The organism is Celeribacter marinus, assembly GCF_001308265.1.
In the GTDB taxonomy this organism is placed as follows: domain Bacteria; phylum Pseudomonadota; class Alphaproteobacteria; order Rhodobacterales; family Rhodobacteraceae; genus Celeribacter; species Celeribacter marinus.
On sequence record NZ_CP012023.1, the window covers coordinates 598,219 to 613,200 of the forward strand.

A 14,982-nucleotide genomic window follows, 5' to 3' on the forward strand; every position below is an offset into this window, starting at 1 on the left:
GTCTCCTTTTTGCGCCGCGCATTAGACGCGCCGCGCGTTCATCTGTCGTCAAAAGCCGGTCACACCACGCGCGGCGCCACCGGAAGGGAAAGCCGGAACACGGTCTTGCCGGGCGCTGACTCCACGGAAATCCACCCCTCGTGATCGGAAATAATTTTTGAGACCAAGGCGAGGCCAAGTCCCGTCCCGTTCTCGCGTCCCGACACAAACGGCTCGAAAATATCGGACGAAATTTCAGGCGGCAAACCCGGTCCATCGTCGATAATCTCGACCTGCAATGGCAAGGCCGCACCAGATCCATCGGCACGGCGCAAGCGCAGGGAAATGTCGTAGAACGTGCGAATGCGGATTGTCCCGCCCTCGCGGCCTGCCGCCTCCGACGCATTCTTGAACAGGTTCAAAAAGATCTGCAAAATCTGGTCCCCATCGACAAAGGTCGACGGCAACGAGGGGTCGAATTCCTCAACAAACGTCATCGCGGCCCCGTAGGACACCTGCGCCGATTTGCGCGCGCGATCAATCAGGTCATGGACATTGACGGCCGATTTGGCGGGGGGGCGCAGATTTCCGAATTGTTCGACCTGCTCCAACAACGCCACGATACGCCGGCTTTCGGCCACGATCAAATCGGTCAGTTCCAAATCCTCAGGCGCCAGATTCATTGATAGCAACTGCGCCGCGCCGGTGATCCCCGCAAGCGGGTTTTTGATCTCATGGGCCAACATTTCTGCCATGCCAATGGCCGAGCGGGCGGACTTTTTGACCTGATGCGAACGGCCAAGCCGGTCTGCAATCTGACGCGGTTCCATAAGGAGCAAAATCGCGCCGCTATCGCCCTGCATCGGAGCAATCTGGATATTGCATTGAATGGGGGCAGCATTGCCGCCCGACACATCAACGTTATTGATAAACATCGGCGAGGTATCTCGGCGCACCCGCTCGAACGCCTCTTCTAAAGGCGCGTCGATCGCAAGTTTATCGAGCACAGGCACGCCGCGCAGCGACTTTGCAGACGCATTGAGAAAGGATTCCGCCGCAGGGTTGATCTCGAGGATCAAATCCCCCGCACCAACAATGACCGATGGGACGGGCAACGACTGCCACAAGGTTTCGAAATCAGGCAATATCATGCGGCGGCTCCCTCGTGGTTGAGCGCTTCGGCTAAGAGCCGTTGCACCTCGTGTTCGCCTTTTTGCGTCAAAACGGCACGGCGCAGATCGGCGGGCGTGCGCGCGTGATCCATGTACCATCCCAAATGCTTGCGCAGCACGCGCGCACCAAGGTCCGCACCATAAAACGACAGACCCGCCTCGTAATGCCCCGCAACCATATCGGCGAACCGTGCGCCCGTTGGCACATCTGGCGCGGGTGCGCCCATCAGGTTTGCGGCCACTTGTGCCAAAATCCACGGCCGCCCTTGTGATCCACGCCCGATCATCACCCCGTCCGCACCCGATTGCTCAAGGGCGGATTGGGCCGCCTCGCTGGACGTGATATCGCCATTGGCGACCACGGGAATGGACACGGCATCTTTGACGGCACGAATGGCGGCCCAATCTGCGGAGCCTTTGTAAAACTGGCACCGTGTGCGGCCGTGAATGGTGATCATCTGGATGCCTGCCGCCTCGGCGCGGCGTGCCAAATCTGCCGCATTCAATAGCGCGTCATCCCACCCGAGCCGCGTTTTCAACGTCACAGGCACATCAACCGCGCCCACAACCGCCTCGATCAGGGTGAGCGCATGATCCAGATCACGCATCAACGCAGACCCCGAATAGCCCGACACCACCTTTTTGGCGGGACAGCCCATGTTAATGTCGATGATTTTCGCGCCACTGTCGGCGGCAATCTTTGCGGCAAGTGCCATTGGCTCGGCCTCGCGACCCGCCAGTTGCACAGCCGTTTTATCAACACCGAACCCAAGCTCGGCCTTTTCTCGGCTTCCCGGTCTGGCATTGATCATATCGTGAGAGGCCACCATCTCGGAAACGACCAAGCCAGCACCGAAAGACGCGACCAAATTGCGGAACGGCAAATCTGTGATCCCAGCCATGGGAGCCAGAAAAACGGGCGGGTCGAGCGTGATATCTGCCAAACTTACGGGCAAGCGATTAATCCTTGTGCAACTCCCCCTGAGATACCCCTCTCGTCGGGGAGTCGCAAAGTCTTTGCGACACAAAAGCCACCAAAAACACCATCTGCATAAATTTTAATCATCCATTTGGTCAAAAACTGGAGCATTGCCACTGACGCAGCCAAAGACTATTTCCTTTTCCCATGACAATCGCTGCTCTCATCGTCGCCGCAGGACGCGGCACCCGCGCTGGCGGGGACACGCCAAAGCAATGGCGTGCACTTGGTGCGGCGCGCGTCATCGACCACGCAATCGCCGCCTTTCGCGGTCGCGTAGACGAGATTGTGGTCGTGCATCACGCCGATGATCTCGATCTGGCCCGCACACTTGACGGCGTCACGCTTGTGGCGGGCGGAGCCACGCGCGCCGCGTCAGTACAGGCGGGGCTTGCCGCCCTCGCGGATCGCGGCGTGACCAAAGTTTTGATCCATGACGCCGCACGCGCGCTTACCCCGCGTGGCGTGATTGCCGATGTCATCGATGCACTGGGGACTGGCGTTGCGGCCGCCCCTGCCCTTGCGGTCACGGATGCGCTTTGGCGCGGTGAGGATGGCCATGTGACCGGCACTCAGGACCGGACTGGGCTATTTCGCGCACAAACCCCACAAGGGTTCGGCTATGACGCCATTTGCGCCGCACATGCGCGCCATGACGGCGCGGCACTTGATGATGTTGAGGTCGCACGCGCTGCGGGCCTGACAGTCACCATCACGGCGGGCCACGAAGACAATTTTAAAATCACCCACGCGGAGGACTTTGCACGCGCAAACGCGGTCCTCGCGCGCCGCACAGACAAAGGACACGACATGTTGGATATCCGGTTGGGCAATGGCTACGATGTGCACCGCTTTGGCGCAGGCGATCATGTTTGGCTCTGTGGTGTCAAAATCCCCCACGGGCGCAGCCTCCAAGGGCACTCGGACGCTGATGTCGGCATGCACGCGCTGACGGACGCCATTTACGGCGCCCTCGCGCAGGGCGATATCGGACGTCACTTCCCGCCCTCAGACATGCAGTGGAAGGGCGCCGAGAGCCACATTTTCCTGCGCCACGCGATAGAGCTGGCACGGTCCAAAGGCTATGCCTTGATGAACTGTGACGTGACACTGGTCTGCGAATACCCGAAAGTTGGCCCACACGCGGACGCCATGCGCGCCGCCCTTGCAGATATCATGTCGGTCGATCTGGACCGCGTATCGGTCAAGGCAACCACATCAGAGAAATTGGGATTCACCGGCCGCGAGGAAGGCATCGCCTCTATCGCCACAGCAGCACTTGCCAAGCAATAAGATCAAGACAGAGAGATAACCCCATGAAACAACTTGCTGAAATCATAGCCACCCTTGCCCGCGTTGGTTATATCAAGCCCGCACCTGGCACATGGGGTTCGGCCGCAGCAGTGCCCCTTGCGTGGGTCATTTATGAGCGTGGCGGTTTTTGGGCTGTCGTATTTGCGACCCTCATCGCCTTTATCGTCGGGTGGTGGGCGACCAAAGAAATGACCGCAGGATCGAAAGATCACGACCCGTCAGAGATTGTCATCGACGAAGTGGTCGGGCAGTGGATTGCCCTAATGCCCGTGCTGTACGGCGCGGGGATGATGGGGGTTGAAGCTACCGCCCTTTGGCCCGGTTGGATCGCAGCCTTTGCGCTCTTTCGTTTGTTCGATATCTGGAAGCCGCTTTGGATTGGCAAAGCGGACCGGCGCGGAGATGCCCTTGGCGTGATGCTTGACGATGTGATCGCAGGCGTGTTTGCCGCCATTTGTGTGGTGATCCTCGCAGGTCTGTCGCATGGGTTGATGATGCAATGACGCCTGCATCCGGCATAGACCAACTTGCCCGTGATGTGCTGGATGCGGCGCGGGCGCGCGGTGTGCGCATCGCCACCGCAGAGAGCTGCACAGGCGGGCTCATCATCGGCGCATTGACCGAGATTGCGGGATCTTCGGACGTGGTAGATCGCGGGTTTGTCACCTATTCCAACGCCGCCAAGGTCGACATGTTAGGCATCTCCCTCGACACACTTGAGGCACATGGCGCGGTGAGCGAACAGATCGCCCAAGAGATGGCAGAGGGCGCATGGGAGCACTCGAACGCCACCCTCACACTTGCGGTCACGGGGATCGCCGGTCCGGGCGGATCGGAGCACAAACCCGAGGGTCGTGTGTGTTTTGGCATGGCCTATGAGGGACGCCCTACACAGGTCGAGACGGTGGAGTTCGGGGCGATTGGCCGCGCGCAGGTGCGACATGCAACCGTGAGCCATGCGCTTACCCTCGCACTGACCGCCCTCACGCGGTAGCGCATCGCGCCAGTAGACGAAACGTCCGAGCCGCCCCCAGATCAGGCTAGGATCGCGGCGATTCAGTTATGTCTATTTTTTATGCACGACCTAAAAATTGCGCTCTAATTCTATGCATTTTGTTGATTGCTGCATTTTTCATCCCTCTACACGCCCCCTTGCCGCTTTCCTTATCGTTTCAAAGCCGCTCTACGCGCCGTAACGACTAAAAAATAACCTTTGGAGGGGACATCATGGTTGGAGCGGATACCGCATGGATCATCGTCGCAACGGCGCTGGTTTTGTTCATGTCATTGCCAGGATTGGCACTCTTTTACGGCGGGCTTGTGCGCGCACGCAACGTGCTGTCAGTCTTTATGCACGTCTATGCCATCGCCGCCTTGATGTCGGTTCTGTGGTTCGTGGTGGGCTATTCGATCGCCTTTGGAGATGGCAACGCGGTCTGGGGCGGTTTGGGCAAAGCCTTCCTCAACGGGATCGACGCGGACACCGTGTCTGGCACCATTCCCGAAGTGTTGTTCTTTGCCTTTCAAATGACGTTCGCCATCATCACCCCCGCGCTGATCGTGGGCGCATACGTCGAGCGCATAAACTTTGGCTTTGTGCTGCTGTTTTCCGGCCTGTGGATGCTGTTGTGCTACGCGCCTGTCACCCACTGGATTTGGGGCGGCGGGTTCCTCGCGGATGGCGGTATCTTTGGCGAGATCGGTACGCGCGACTTCGCGGGCGGTATCGTTGTGCATGAAACGGCAGGCCTCGCGGCACTGATCATCGCCGTGATGCTCGGCGCACGCAAAGTCAAAAACAAGCCTCCGCATAACCCCGGGTATGTGATGATTGGTGCGTCAATGCTTTGGGTGGGTTGGTTTGGCTTTAACGGCGGATCGCAGCTGGCGGCCGATGGTGGAGCTGCAATGGCGCTCACGGTCACGCATTTGTCCGCTGCGGCTGCCTCATTGACGTGGGCGCTGTGGGAAAAGATCAAATACGGCAAGGCCTCTATGGTTGGCATGGTCACGGGCACGATCGCGGGACTGGCGTCCATTACGCCCGCATCTGGTTTTGTCAGCCCTATCGAGGCGCTGATCATTGGCGGCGTTGCGGGCATTTTGTGCCAAGAGTTGGTGAACTTTGTGCGCAACAAGGCCAAGATCGACGATACGCTTGATGTCTTTGCCGTGCACGGTGTGGGCGGTATTTTCGGGACGATCATGATCGCAGCCTTTGGCGAAGGCACATGGGTGGCGCAACTGGGTGCCTTGGCCATTGTCGGCGTGTTCACAACTGTTGTGACCATTGCCCTAGTCCTCATCTGCAAAGCCATCGTGCCATTGCGCGTCGATGCCGAAACCGAGCATGCGGGACTAGACCTCGCACAACACGGCGAAACGGCCTACGACCATAACTCGTAGCGTCCAAAAGCCTGAAACAACAAACGGCGCTCCATTGGGGCGCCGTTTTTATTTGGATATTTAGACCAAGAAAAGCCTGACCCGCGTGCTACGCCCCAGAGCCGTAAAGTGCAGCGGCACGTTTTTCGAATGCACGGACAATCATATGCATGGCCTCATTGAACACCACGCCGATGACCTTTTGTAAAATCGCGTTCTTGAACTCGAAATCAACAAAGAACTCGACATCGCATCCGCCATCCTCGGCCTCGCGAAAGTGCCACCAACTTTTCATGTAGCGAAACGGACCGTCGAGGTATTCGGTATCAATGCGCCGCTCGGCGTCATACAGCTTCACGCGCGAGCCGAACTTTTCGCGAAACACTTTGAATGAAATCACCAGATCGGCCAACAACAGCTCGTGGTCGCCACAGGCCTCGCGCGAGCGAATCCGCGCGGCGGCATTCCAAGGCAAAAACTGGGGATAGCGTTCAACATCGGCAACAAGATCGTACATTTGTTGCGCGCTATAAGGCAGGTGTTTGGTCTCTTGGTGTGTTGGCATGTTCTTAAGGGTCTGCGCTCTGGCGTTTTTAAACTGACCTGTTATCTCTTAAACCTGCACCGAAATTGCAAGGGGTTACCATGCCGCACCGTCCCTATCACATCGACGTTATGATCTCGGCCAAGTCAATTGCCGCGCGGATCGAAGACCTCGCCCGCGACATACGCCGCGAATATAACGAGACAGACAAGCTCGTTGTGGTTGGGCTTTTGCGTGGTTCGTTCGTTTTTATTGCGGATCTTGTGCGCGAATTGGACATGAATGTCGAAGTCGACTTTCTCGAGGCATCTTCCTACGGGGACGGCACCGAAAGCACACGCGAAGTGCGTATTCTCAAAGACTTACGTGGTGCCATTGAGGGGCGCGATGTGTTGGTGGTTGAGGATATCGTCGACACGGGCCATACGCTCAAGGCCGTGTTGGAGCTGCTTGGCTCGCGCAAACCGCGCAAGTTGGAAACCATTGCCTTATTGAATAAACCCGCACGGCGCGAAGTTGATCTCACGGCCACATGGGTCGGCTTTGAAATCCCTGATGCCTTTGTCGTGGGATACGGGATTGATTTTGCCCAAGCCAACCGCAACCTTCCCTACATCGGCTCGGTTGTGTTTGAGGATGAGGCCCAACAGGCCCAGACATGAATATGTTTTGGCTCATCCGCGCCAAACGATGGGCCAAACATCCGCCCTCCACCAAGCGGATCATCTTTGTCTTTGGAATCGTGGCGGCCTGTGTTGTGCTCTATCTGATCGAGCGTGCGGGACTTTTGCCCGAATGGATGCAACTAGAGGGACGCGGCGGGATGCGGTTTTAACGCGCCCATGTGAGGCCATGTCGGGTTATGTCAGGCCGCGGCGGGCGCAAGTCCCAACAACCGCTCCGCGTCAGCCTGTAGCGCGGCAGTCATGCGGGCGCGCGCTTGGCGCAGGCGCGGTGCATCCGCAAGCTCGGCGTTGGACGCCACATAAATCGGCATAGGCGCGATATCGATCGGCGCGTGAACACGTTGCAGGACAGGGCTTTGATCCCCAATCACACAAGGCAGCATGGTCCGCCCAAGACCCGCCTCGGCCAGCGCACGCAGCGTCATAAAGCTGTCGGCCGCCGCCCGAAACACTACGCCGTCCTTTTGTAACCGCTCGTTCAGCTTGTGCGCCACATGTGCCCGACCCAAAAGGCCAGACATCCCAAGCCAGTGCGCCTCTGGCACGCCCTCAGCGGCGTAAACTCCAAAGGCCAACTGGCCCGCAACTTCGCCATAAAGGTCATCTGGCAATTTAAACGCCGTGCGCACGATAACGTCCGCATGAAGCCGTGAGGCGTCCGTCTGCGCATTGGCGCATAGCAATTCGAACGACAGACCAGGCGATGTCAAAGACATGCCGGCGACCACGGGCGGGAGAATGGCGTGACAAAAGGTGTCACTCGACATCACACGGATCACCCCCGCAAGCGGCGTATCCCCCGCCTGTGCCAAACGCTCAACCGCTTTGACAGCGATCTCGACCTCACGGGCGGCCTCAATCAAACGCAGCTTTTCTGGCGCTACGTCATATCCGCGCACCGATTTCTCAAATAGCGCGACACCAAGACGGTCCTCAATCCCTGCAACACGGCGCAGCACGGTGGCGTGATTGACCCCCAACTCCCGTGCTGCCGCCGAAACGGACCCCATCCGTGCAACAGCAAGCACAAAGCGAAAGTCATCCCAATTGGTTTTGTGCATCGGCTCAAAAACTCCATCCTACCTGATGGAGCGAGTCTAACACGCACCTGTCCCCCCTGACTTTGAGGGAGATCAGAAGGGGCGGTTGATTAGAGCGGGTCGGTGCGGAACAATTTGACCTTGAGACCGCCATGGGCAATCGGTGCCTCGGTCGGCAGCCACGGCAATTTGGTGGCCTCGGCCAATTGCGTGTCGGTGGTGATCATGCCCACACGCCACCCTTTGAACTCGGCGCGCATTTTGTCACCAAACGCACCATAGAGGGCAAACAGGTCTTTCTTTTTGCCAACGCGCGCGCCGTAAGGCGGGTTGACGATCACAAGTCCCGCGGGCCCGTCAGGGCGCGAAATCGACGAGACGGGGGTTGGCGTAAAGGTACACATATCGGCCACTCCCGCGCGCGCCGCGTTCTCACCCGCAGAGCCAATCACATTGACGTTGCGGTCCGAGCCGTAAAACCGCTGATCGCTTGGACGGGTCTGCCATGCGTCCCGAATGGATTGGACCGCCGCCGCGTCATAGGTGGCCAGACGCTCGAACGAGAACGCGCGCGCACGCCCCGCCATCATGTTGCGCGCAATTTCAGCCGCCTCGATCAAAAACGTGCCAGAGCCGCACATCGGGTCCAGCACCGGCTCATGCCCGTCATACCCGCAGGCCCGCAAAAACATCGCCGCCATCGTCTCGCGCATTGGGGCCTTGCCCATCGCTTGTTTATGGCCGCGCTTGTGCAGCCCGTCACCAGAGGTGTCGACCGACAAGATAACATTGTTGTCGTCAATACGGGCTTTGATCACCAAATCAGCGTCTTCAAGCCCCTCGGCGATGGTCGCGCCAAATTCCTCGGCAATCGCGCGCTCAATACGCTCAACGGCCGCTCCTGCGTGGTAGATTTTAGACTTTTTGTTGGTGGCCACGTCGACCTTGACCGACTGGCCTTTGGTCAAAATGTCGCCCCACGCGTATTTGCGCGATCTCTTGTCCAGTTGGGCAAGGTGAAACGCGCGAAAATCGCCGACACGCGCAAGCACTTTTGAGGTGCCGCGCAGGGTCAGGTTCGCGCGCCAAACATCACGCCAATCGCCCCAAATGGTGACTCCGCCGCCAGTGGTCTCGGGGCGTTTAAATCCCGCCTCCATAACCTCTAACAACAGCGTCTCCTCCAAGCCCGGAGGCGTGGCGAGAAAGATTTCGAATATCTCGTCTGTCACAGCCCTATGCCTGACCGAATTTTTGAATGCGCGCCGCGCGCAAACGTGCAAAATCGTCACCCGCATGATAGCTAGAGCGCGTCAAAGGCGTGGCAGACACCATTAAGAAGCCTTTGTTATAGGCGGTTTTCTCGTAGGTCTTGAACTCTTCTGGCGTCACAAAGCGATCCACCTTGTGGTGCTTTGGCGTAGGTTGAAGGTACTGACCGATGGTGAGAAAATCGATATCCGCCGCGCGCATATCTTCCATCACTTGTGTGACGGCTTGTTTGTCCTCACCGAGGCCAACCATGATGCCGGATTTGGTGAACATTGTCGGATCGATTTCTTTGACGCGCTGCAATAGGCGCAAGGAGTGGAAATAGCGCGCGCCAGGGCGCACTTCAGGGTACAGACCCGGCACGGTTTCAAGGTTGTGATTGAACACATCGGGTTTGGCCGCAACCACAACTTCCAACGCGCTATCATCACAGCGGATAAAGTCGGGTGTCAGAATTTCAATCGTGGTGTCAGGTGCGCGGTGACGAATGGCGCGGATGGTTTGCGCGAAATGCTCGGCCCCGCCGTCCTTGATATCATCACGGTCCACGGAGGTGACAACCACGTGTTTCAGACCCAGCTTGGCGACAGCATCCGCCACGCGGCCCGGCTCGAATGCATCCAGATCCTCGGTCGGTTTACCTGTCGCAATGTTGCAAAATGAACAGGCCCGCGTACAGACTTCGCCCATAATCATCATCGTCGCGTGACCTTGCGACCAACATTCGCCCGCGTTCGGACATCCCGCCTCTTCGCACACTGTGACCAACTTGTGCTCGCGCATGATCGCATGGGTTTTCTTGTACCCGTCCGATGTCGGAGCCTTGACCCTGATCCAGTCCGGTTTTTTGGGTTGCGCATTATCAGGGCGACGCGCCTTTTCAGGGTGGCGTTGCTCGGGAATTTTAAGATCACGTGGCGGCATGTGGTCCTCCTTTGGGGCGATACGGCGCATCACGACACGCGCGCAGTGCCATCGCTGTCCCAGACATTTCCCCCGATATAGGGGTTCGATCCGACACTGTCCAACGCGTTCCTGTGACCCGCTATGCGCCCCACGCGTATGCGCCATGCGACACACGCCGTACCTCATCACAAAACCCGTTAAAAAACACACATAGCGCCCAAAATTTACCATCCATTTCAAACCGATGCCGCACAAGCACGGTAATTTTCTGCACGCGCATTGCACCCAGATTAAGAATCGTTCTAAACACCGCACAATGATTTTTACAGCCCTGAGACAAAGGACCGCCCCATGAAAGCCGGATACAAACTCCCCGATGTAACGTTTCACACCCGCGTGCGCGACGAGAGCATTGGCGGCGACAACCCGTTCACATGGGAAGACAAAACAACCTCTGACTATTTCGCTGGAAAACGCGTCATTTTGTTTTCCTTGCCTGGTGCGTTCACACCCACATGTTCGACATACCAGCTCCCCGGTTTTGAGAACGGGTTTAGCGATTTTGCCGCAAATGGCATCGACGCCATCTACTGTATGTCCGTCAACGACAGCTTTGTAATGAACAAATGGGCGCAATCGCAAAACCTTGAAAACGTGTCGGTCATTCCCGATGGCTCAGGCGAGTTCACCCGCCGCATGGGCATGCTCGTGCGCAAGGACAACCTTGGCTTTGGCCTACGCTCATGGCGCTACGCCGCCGTGGTCAACAACGGCGTCATCGAGGCATGGTTCGAAGAACCGGGCTTGTGCGACAACCACGGCGAAGACCCGTATGGCGTGTCCTCCCCCGAGACCGTTATGGGCTACTTGGTCGATGCCGCTAAAGGCGTTGCAGCGGAGTAATCCGCACCAGATCGTCTTGCCCACAAGACGCACTAATGCCAAAGGCCCGACTGGAAACTGTCGGGCCTTTTTCGTGTAATGATTTCAAGGCTCCGCCCGTTCGCGGCTTGAACGCGCCACTGGCGCCTTCATCGGCCTGTGGCCGAACCGCGGCTCACCCAATAAGATTTGAGTATCCGGCACGGTCGTAGTGGCGTTTGAGGCGTTCCAACGCGATGCGCAACACAATCTTGCCCGACCGCGCCGACCATCCCAGACACTGTTCGGCCGCCTCCATACCCTCAAGACGACAACAGCATCGCAAGGCAACATCCCCAAGCCCCGCGCCCAACTCATCAAGGGCTGCGGCCACACGTGCCCGTGCAGCCCCCGCACCAAAGCCATGACACTCACGATCAGACCACGCGCGTGCGCCTCCTGCCAAAAACGCGTCCCAATCTGGCGGTGTCTCCATGCCAATCTGTGACAGTTCGAAATCCTCGCGAAGCCGCTCGGCAGCAGCAACAACCTCGGGGCGTAAAAACAAGGTGCCGTCTTTGTCGCGGCGGCGCGCCAGTACCAACACCGGACTTTCAATCGCAGTATAGCGTGTCTGCGTACCTTTGCGGGGGTCCAGACCTGTCATGCCCGCCCCGAGCCACCCATCACGCCCCTCACCAGACCCGTTTGCAACGCCCGCCCGCGCGCTCTCGTCTACTGCTAGGAATTCGCGGTACGCCGTGCGTCCGGCGGCTGTGATGGTGTAGCGGGTGATTTTGCCTTTGACCTGCGCCTCGATCCACCCTTTGAGGGCGAGCATCTGCGCGACCGACCGATCAAGGATCGCGGTGCGCGTGGTGCGCCCGTCCGACAACTCACGTACAACAACGGCCTTATCCATATCCTTTGCCACCGCCAAACAGGCCTGCGGCTCTGACAAACGCCGCAAAATGCGCCGCCCTTCGCGTTCCAATGTGAGATCATCACAGGCCTGTGCGTCCCCTTGTGAAACGGGCGACGTGTGACGGTTTTCCATGAGGTGCGCCTCCTTATGTGGGCGAGCGGAAGAACGGCGATGAGACAGATGCGCGGCGTCAGATGCGCCAGAGGTCAAAGACGCGGATCGTAGTTGCTCCAACGCTTCGTCGACCAATGGATCGTCGCGCTTTTGCTCGATCCGTCTGACCTGTCGCATGATTGTGGACGGCGCACAGCCGTGCGTGCGTGCCAAGGCGCGGATACTTAACCCGCCCTCTGTGTGGGCAAGATAGCGTTGTGCGTCTTTTGGCACCCAGACCGGCATGGCCGCTTGTTCGGTGTGATGAGTGTGTGAATGCTTTGCATGATCGGACATGTGTTCCCCAACGTATTAACGCAGCGCAGTGTTTCCACAGCTGCAACAATCTTAAATCAGCGGGATTTTTGTCCTTAAAACAGTCACTTGTGGCCCAAAAAACCCGCAACAGATATCAACCTAAAGTTGTGCAGCCTCCGCAATAGTTAACCAAACCTTTACAAAACTGATGGTGAGCCAAAGAGTTAAAGGATTGTAAAACCGACCGCGCGCTGTAAGCGCCCAGCACGCAACACCCGCTAGGGTTGTGTAGGCTTCCTGCCAGTATCGTGACCTCGCCACCGATCTGATGGCCAGACCACGCCAACAACAGGAGACCACCATGACCACCACGCAACACGCTCTCGCCCATCTGCGCCGTCCACGTCTTTTGATCCGCGCCGCGCAACACGGACTCGTGGATTACAACCGGCGTCGAGATCTGAAACGGGTGCTATCGGGCGTTTCAGTGATGTCACCGAGCGCCACAGTGCCGTTGCTGATGGAGCGTGAGGACGCGCTGGATGCGCTGCGTCAATCCGGTGATGCGAGCTATTCGGTTGTGCGCCACGTCGAAACCTTGATCGCGCTTATGGGAGAGGCCAACTTACTGGCGCCGCGCCCTACCCCCGCATAGCGAAATCGCATTTATCTGGCGCGCGGTGCGATCCGAACAGGTCCACCGCGCGCCTTCCACTTCGCCATCCATCGCGCCATCCATCGCGCCATCCATCGCACCTTTTTAGCCGCTCACGACACACAGGCGCAAAATCCGTCTTGCTTCGCCTACGCGCGTGCGGGTAAACCGAGCGCATGACACAGATTTCCCATGACCGCCTCCTCATCATCGACTTCGGCTCACAAGTCACGCAGCTCATTGCGCGCAGGCTTCGAGAGTTGAGTGTCTATTGCGAAATCCACCCCTATCAGAACGCCACGGACGCCTTCGTCAAAGAGTTCGCCCCCAAAGCGATCATCTTTTCGGGTGGCCCAGATAGCGTAATGCGCGAGGGCAGCCCCCGTCCGCCAAAAGCGGCCTATGAGATGGGCGTGCCGATCCTTGGCATTTGCTACGGCCAACAGGTGATGATGCACGATCTGGGCGGGCGCGTTGAAGCGGGTGAACATGCCACGGCCGAATTCGGTCGCGCCTATGTGACACCAAAAGACGACCGCGATGCCTTCCTCAACGGGTGGTTTATGGACGGCACAGGCAAAGAACAGGTCTGGATGAGCCACGGCGACCACGTGGCCGAGATCGCACCGGGCTTTGAGGTCTACGGCACCTCGCCGGGCGCACCCTTTGCCATTACCGCCGATGTGTCGCGTAATTTCTACGCCGTGCAATTCCACCCCGAAGTGCACCACACCCCCAATGGCGCCACGCTGTATGAGAACTTCGTCAAACTGGCGGGCTTCACCGGCGACTGGAACATGGGCGCCTACCGCGAAGAGATGATCGAGAAAATCCGCGCCCAAGTCGGTGACAAACAGGTGATCTGTGGCCTGTCTGGCGGCGTCGATAGCTCCGTCACGGCGATTTTGCTGCACGAGGCGATTGGCGATCAATTGACCTGTGTGTTTGTGGATCACGGCCTGCTGCGTCTCAACGAGGCCGAAGAAGTCGTGAAGATGTTCCGCGAGAGCTACAATCTCAAACTCATCGCCGCCGACGAGAAAGACCTGTTCTTAAACGCGCTTGAGGGCGTGTCGGACCCCGAGGTCAAACGCAAAACCATCGGTAAGCTGTTCATCGACGTGTTCCAGAAATACGCCGATCAGATCGAGGGCGCACAGTTCCTCGCCCAAGGGACGCTTTATCCCGATGTGATCGAATCCGTATCCTTTAGCGGCGGCCCGTCCGTGACGATCAAATCGCACCACAATGTCGGCGGGTTGCCCGAAAAGATGGGCCTTAAACTGGTCGAACCGCTGCGCGAGTTGTTCAAGGACGAAGTGCGCGCACTTGGCCACGAGTTGGGCTTGCCCGCGTCCTTTATAGGGCGTCACCCCTTCCCCGGTCCGGGTCTGGCGATCCGCTGTCCCGGTGAGATCACCCGCGAAAAACTGGCGATCTTGCAAAAGGCCGATGCCGTCTACATCGACCAAATCCGCAAACATGGCCTCTATGACGACATCTGGCAGGCCTTTGCCGCGATTTTGCCGATGAAAACCGTGGGCGTAATGGGTGACGGGCGCACCTACGATTTCGCCGTGGCCTTGCGTGCGGTGACATCCGTCGACGGCATGACCGCCGACACCTATCCGTTTAGCCACGATTTCCTCTCCGAAACGATGACCCGCATCATCAACGAGGTCAAAGGCGTGAACCGCGTGTTCTACGATGTGACCTCCAAACCGCCGGGCACAATCGAGATGGAGTGAGCCGAACAGGCCAATCGTTCAAAAACGCAAAGGCGCTTTTCATGCAAATGGGACGCGCCTTTTTGCTTTTTGCTTGCTCGACATCACCACAGGCGGCTACCTGAC

The 14,982-nt window shown here is 58.2% G+C and carries 16 protein-coding genes; 9 read left to right on the forward strand and 7 right to left on the reverse strand.

The genetic code is table 11. The features are described from left to right. Nucleotides 1-59 precede the first annotated feature (59 nt). Entirely contained in the window at nucleotides 60-1,130 is a 1,071-nt protein-coding gene (locus IMCC12053_RS02855; protein WP_062215558.1) for a two-component system sensor histidine kinase NtrB, read from the reverse strand. Next, nucleotides 1,127-2,107, reverse strand: a complete 981-nt coding sequence (gene dusB / locus IMCC12053_RS02860) for a tRNA dihydrouridine synthase DusB (protein ID WP_074906328.1) — start codon at nucleotides 2,105-2,107, stop codon at nucleotides 1,127-1,129. Before dusB ends, IMCC12053_RS02855 begins: the two co-directional genes overlap by 4 nt. A 170-nt stretch (nucleotides 2,108-2,277) precedes the next feature. Between dusB and IMCC12053_RS02865 the strand changes: the two genes are divergently transcribed. From IMCC12053_RS02865 to IMCC12053_RS02880, 4 genes are all read left to right on the forward strand, one after another. Beyond that, nucleotides 2,278-3,423, forward strand: a complete 1,146-nt coding sequence (locus IMCC12053_RS02865) for a bifunctional 2-C-methyl-D-erythritol 4-phosphate cytidylyltransferase/2-C-methyl-D-erythritol 2,4-cyclodiphosphate synthase (protein ID WP_062215560.1) — start codon at nucleotides 2,278-2,280, stop codon at nucleotides 3,421-3,423. Nucleotides 3,424-3,446: 23 nt separating this feature from the next. Further along, nucleotides 3,447-3,947 (forward strand): phosphatidylglycerophosphatase A family protein, encoded by a 501-nt coding sequence (locus tag IMCC12053_RS02870; RefSeq protein ID WP_062215562.1) that lies wholly within the window; start codon nucleotides 3,447-3,449, stop codon nucleotides 3,945-3,947. After that, complete coding sequence (locus IMCC12053_RS02875) at nucleotides 3,944-4,438, forward strand: CinA family protein (protein WP_062215564.1); 495 nt, start codon at nucleotides 3,944-3,946, stop codon at nucleotides 4,436-4,438. The genes IMCC12053_RS02870 and IMCC12053_RS02875 overlap by 4 nt, the downstream gene beginning before the upstream one ends. A 233-nt stretch (nucleotides 4,439-4,671) precedes the next feature. Further along, nucleotides 4,672-5,850, forward strand: coding sequence for an ammonium transporter (locus IMCC12053_RS02880; protein ID WP_062215566.1), 1,179 nt, complete (start codon nucleotides 4,672-4,674; stop codon nucleotides 5,848-5,850). Nucleotides 5,851-5,938: 88 nt separating this feature from the next. On the opposite strand, the gene IMCC12053_RS02885 is transcribed toward IMCC12053_RS02880, so the two are convergent. Further along, the gene (locus tag IMCC12053_RS02885; protein ID WP_062215568.1) at nucleotides 5,939-6,394 is read right to left on the reverse strand and encodes a type II toxin-antitoxin system RatA family toxin; all 456 of its coding nucleotides are present in this window, start codon (nucleotides 6,392-6,394) and stop codon (nucleotides 5,939-5,941) included. Nucleotides 6,395-6,474: 80 nt separating this feature from the next. Between IMCC12053_RS02885 and hpt the strand changes: the two genes are divergently transcribed. Beyond that, nucleotides 6,475-7,035, forward strand: a complete 561-nt coding sequence (gene hpt / locus IMCC12053_RS02890; RefSeq protein WP_062215570.1) for a hypoxanthine phosphoribosyltransferase — start codon at nucleotides 6,475-6,477, stop codon at nucleotides 7,033-7,035. Continuing rightward, nucleotides 7,032-7,208, forward strand: a complete 177-nt coding sequence (locus IMCC12053_RS15925; protein WP_169775297.1) for a hypothetical protein — start codon at nucleotides 7,032-7,034, stop codon at nucleotides 7,206-7,208. Before hpt ends, IMCC12053_RS15925 begins: the two co-directional genes overlap by 4 nt. 30 nt (nucleotides 7,209-7,238) lie before the next feature. On the opposite strand, the gene IMCC12053_RS02895 is transcribed toward IMCC12053_RS15925, so the two are convergent. From IMCC12053_RS02895 to lipA, 3 genes are all read right to left on the reverse strand, one after another. Then, complete coding sequence (locus tag IMCC12053_RS02895) at nucleotides 7,239-8,120, reverse strand: LysR family transcriptional regulator (RefSeq protein ID WP_062215573.1); 882 nt, start codon at nucleotides 8,118-8,120, stop codon at nucleotides 7,239-7,241. An 89-nt stretch (nucleotides 8,121-8,209) separates the two neighbouring features. Further along, nucleotides 8,210-9,331, reverse strand: a complete 1,122-nt coding sequence (locus IMCC12053_RS02900; protein WP_062215575.1) for a THUMP domain-containing class I SAM-dependent RNA methyltransferase — start codon at nucleotides 9,329-9,331, stop codon at nucleotides 8,210-8,212. Nucleotides 9,332-9,335: 4 nt separating this feature from the next. Beyond that, complete coding sequence (lipA, locus tag IMCC12053_RS02905) at nucleotides 9,336-10,295, reverse strand: lipoyl synthase (RefSeq protein ID WP_062215578.1); 960 nt, start codon at nucleotides 10,293-10,295, stop codon at nucleotides 9,336-9,338. 333 nt (nucleotides 10,296-10,628) lie between these two features. Here lipA and IMCC12053_RS02910 point away from each other — a divergent pair, with 333 nt between their 5' ends. Further along, on the forward strand, nucleotides 10,629-11,180 hold the full coding sequence (locus IMCC12053_RS02910) for a peroxiredoxin (RefSeq protein ID WP_062215579.1): 552 nt from the start codon (nucleotides 10,629-10,631) through the stop codon (nucleotides 11,178-11,180). Nucleotides 11,181-11,334: 154 nt separating this feature from the next. Here IMCC12053_RS02910 and IMCC12053_RS02915 read toward each other — a convergent pair whose 3' ends face one another. Continuing rightward, nucleotides 11,335-12,513: a DUF6456 domain-containing protein gene (locus tag IMCC12053_RS02915; RefSeq protein WP_062215581.1), complete on the reverse strand. Its 1,179-nt coding sequence runs from the start codon at nucleotides 12,511-12,513 to the stop codon at nucleotides 11,335-11,337. A gap of 322 nt (nucleotides 12,514-12,835) precedes the next feature. Here IMCC12053_RS02915 and IMCC12053_RS02920 point away from each other — a divergent pair, with 322 nt between their 5' ends. Then, nucleotides 12,836-13,129 carry a DUF6477 family protein gene (locus IMCC12053_RS02920; protein ID WP_062215583.1) on the forward strand — a complete coding sequence of 98 codons (294 nt, stop codon included), beginning with the start codon at nucleotides 12,836-12,838 and terminating at the stop codon, nucleotides 13,127-13,129. Between the two features lie 176 nt (nucleotides 13,130-13,305). Further along, the gene (gene guaA / locus IMCC12053_RS02925) at nucleotides 13,306-14,877 is read left to right on the forward strand and encodes a glutamine-hydrolyzing GMP synthase (protein WP_062215585.1); all 1,572 of its coding nucleotides are present in this window, start codon (nucleotides 13,306-13,308) and stop codon (nucleotides 14,875-14,877) included. Nucleotides 14,878-14,982: the final 105 nt, after the last annotated feature.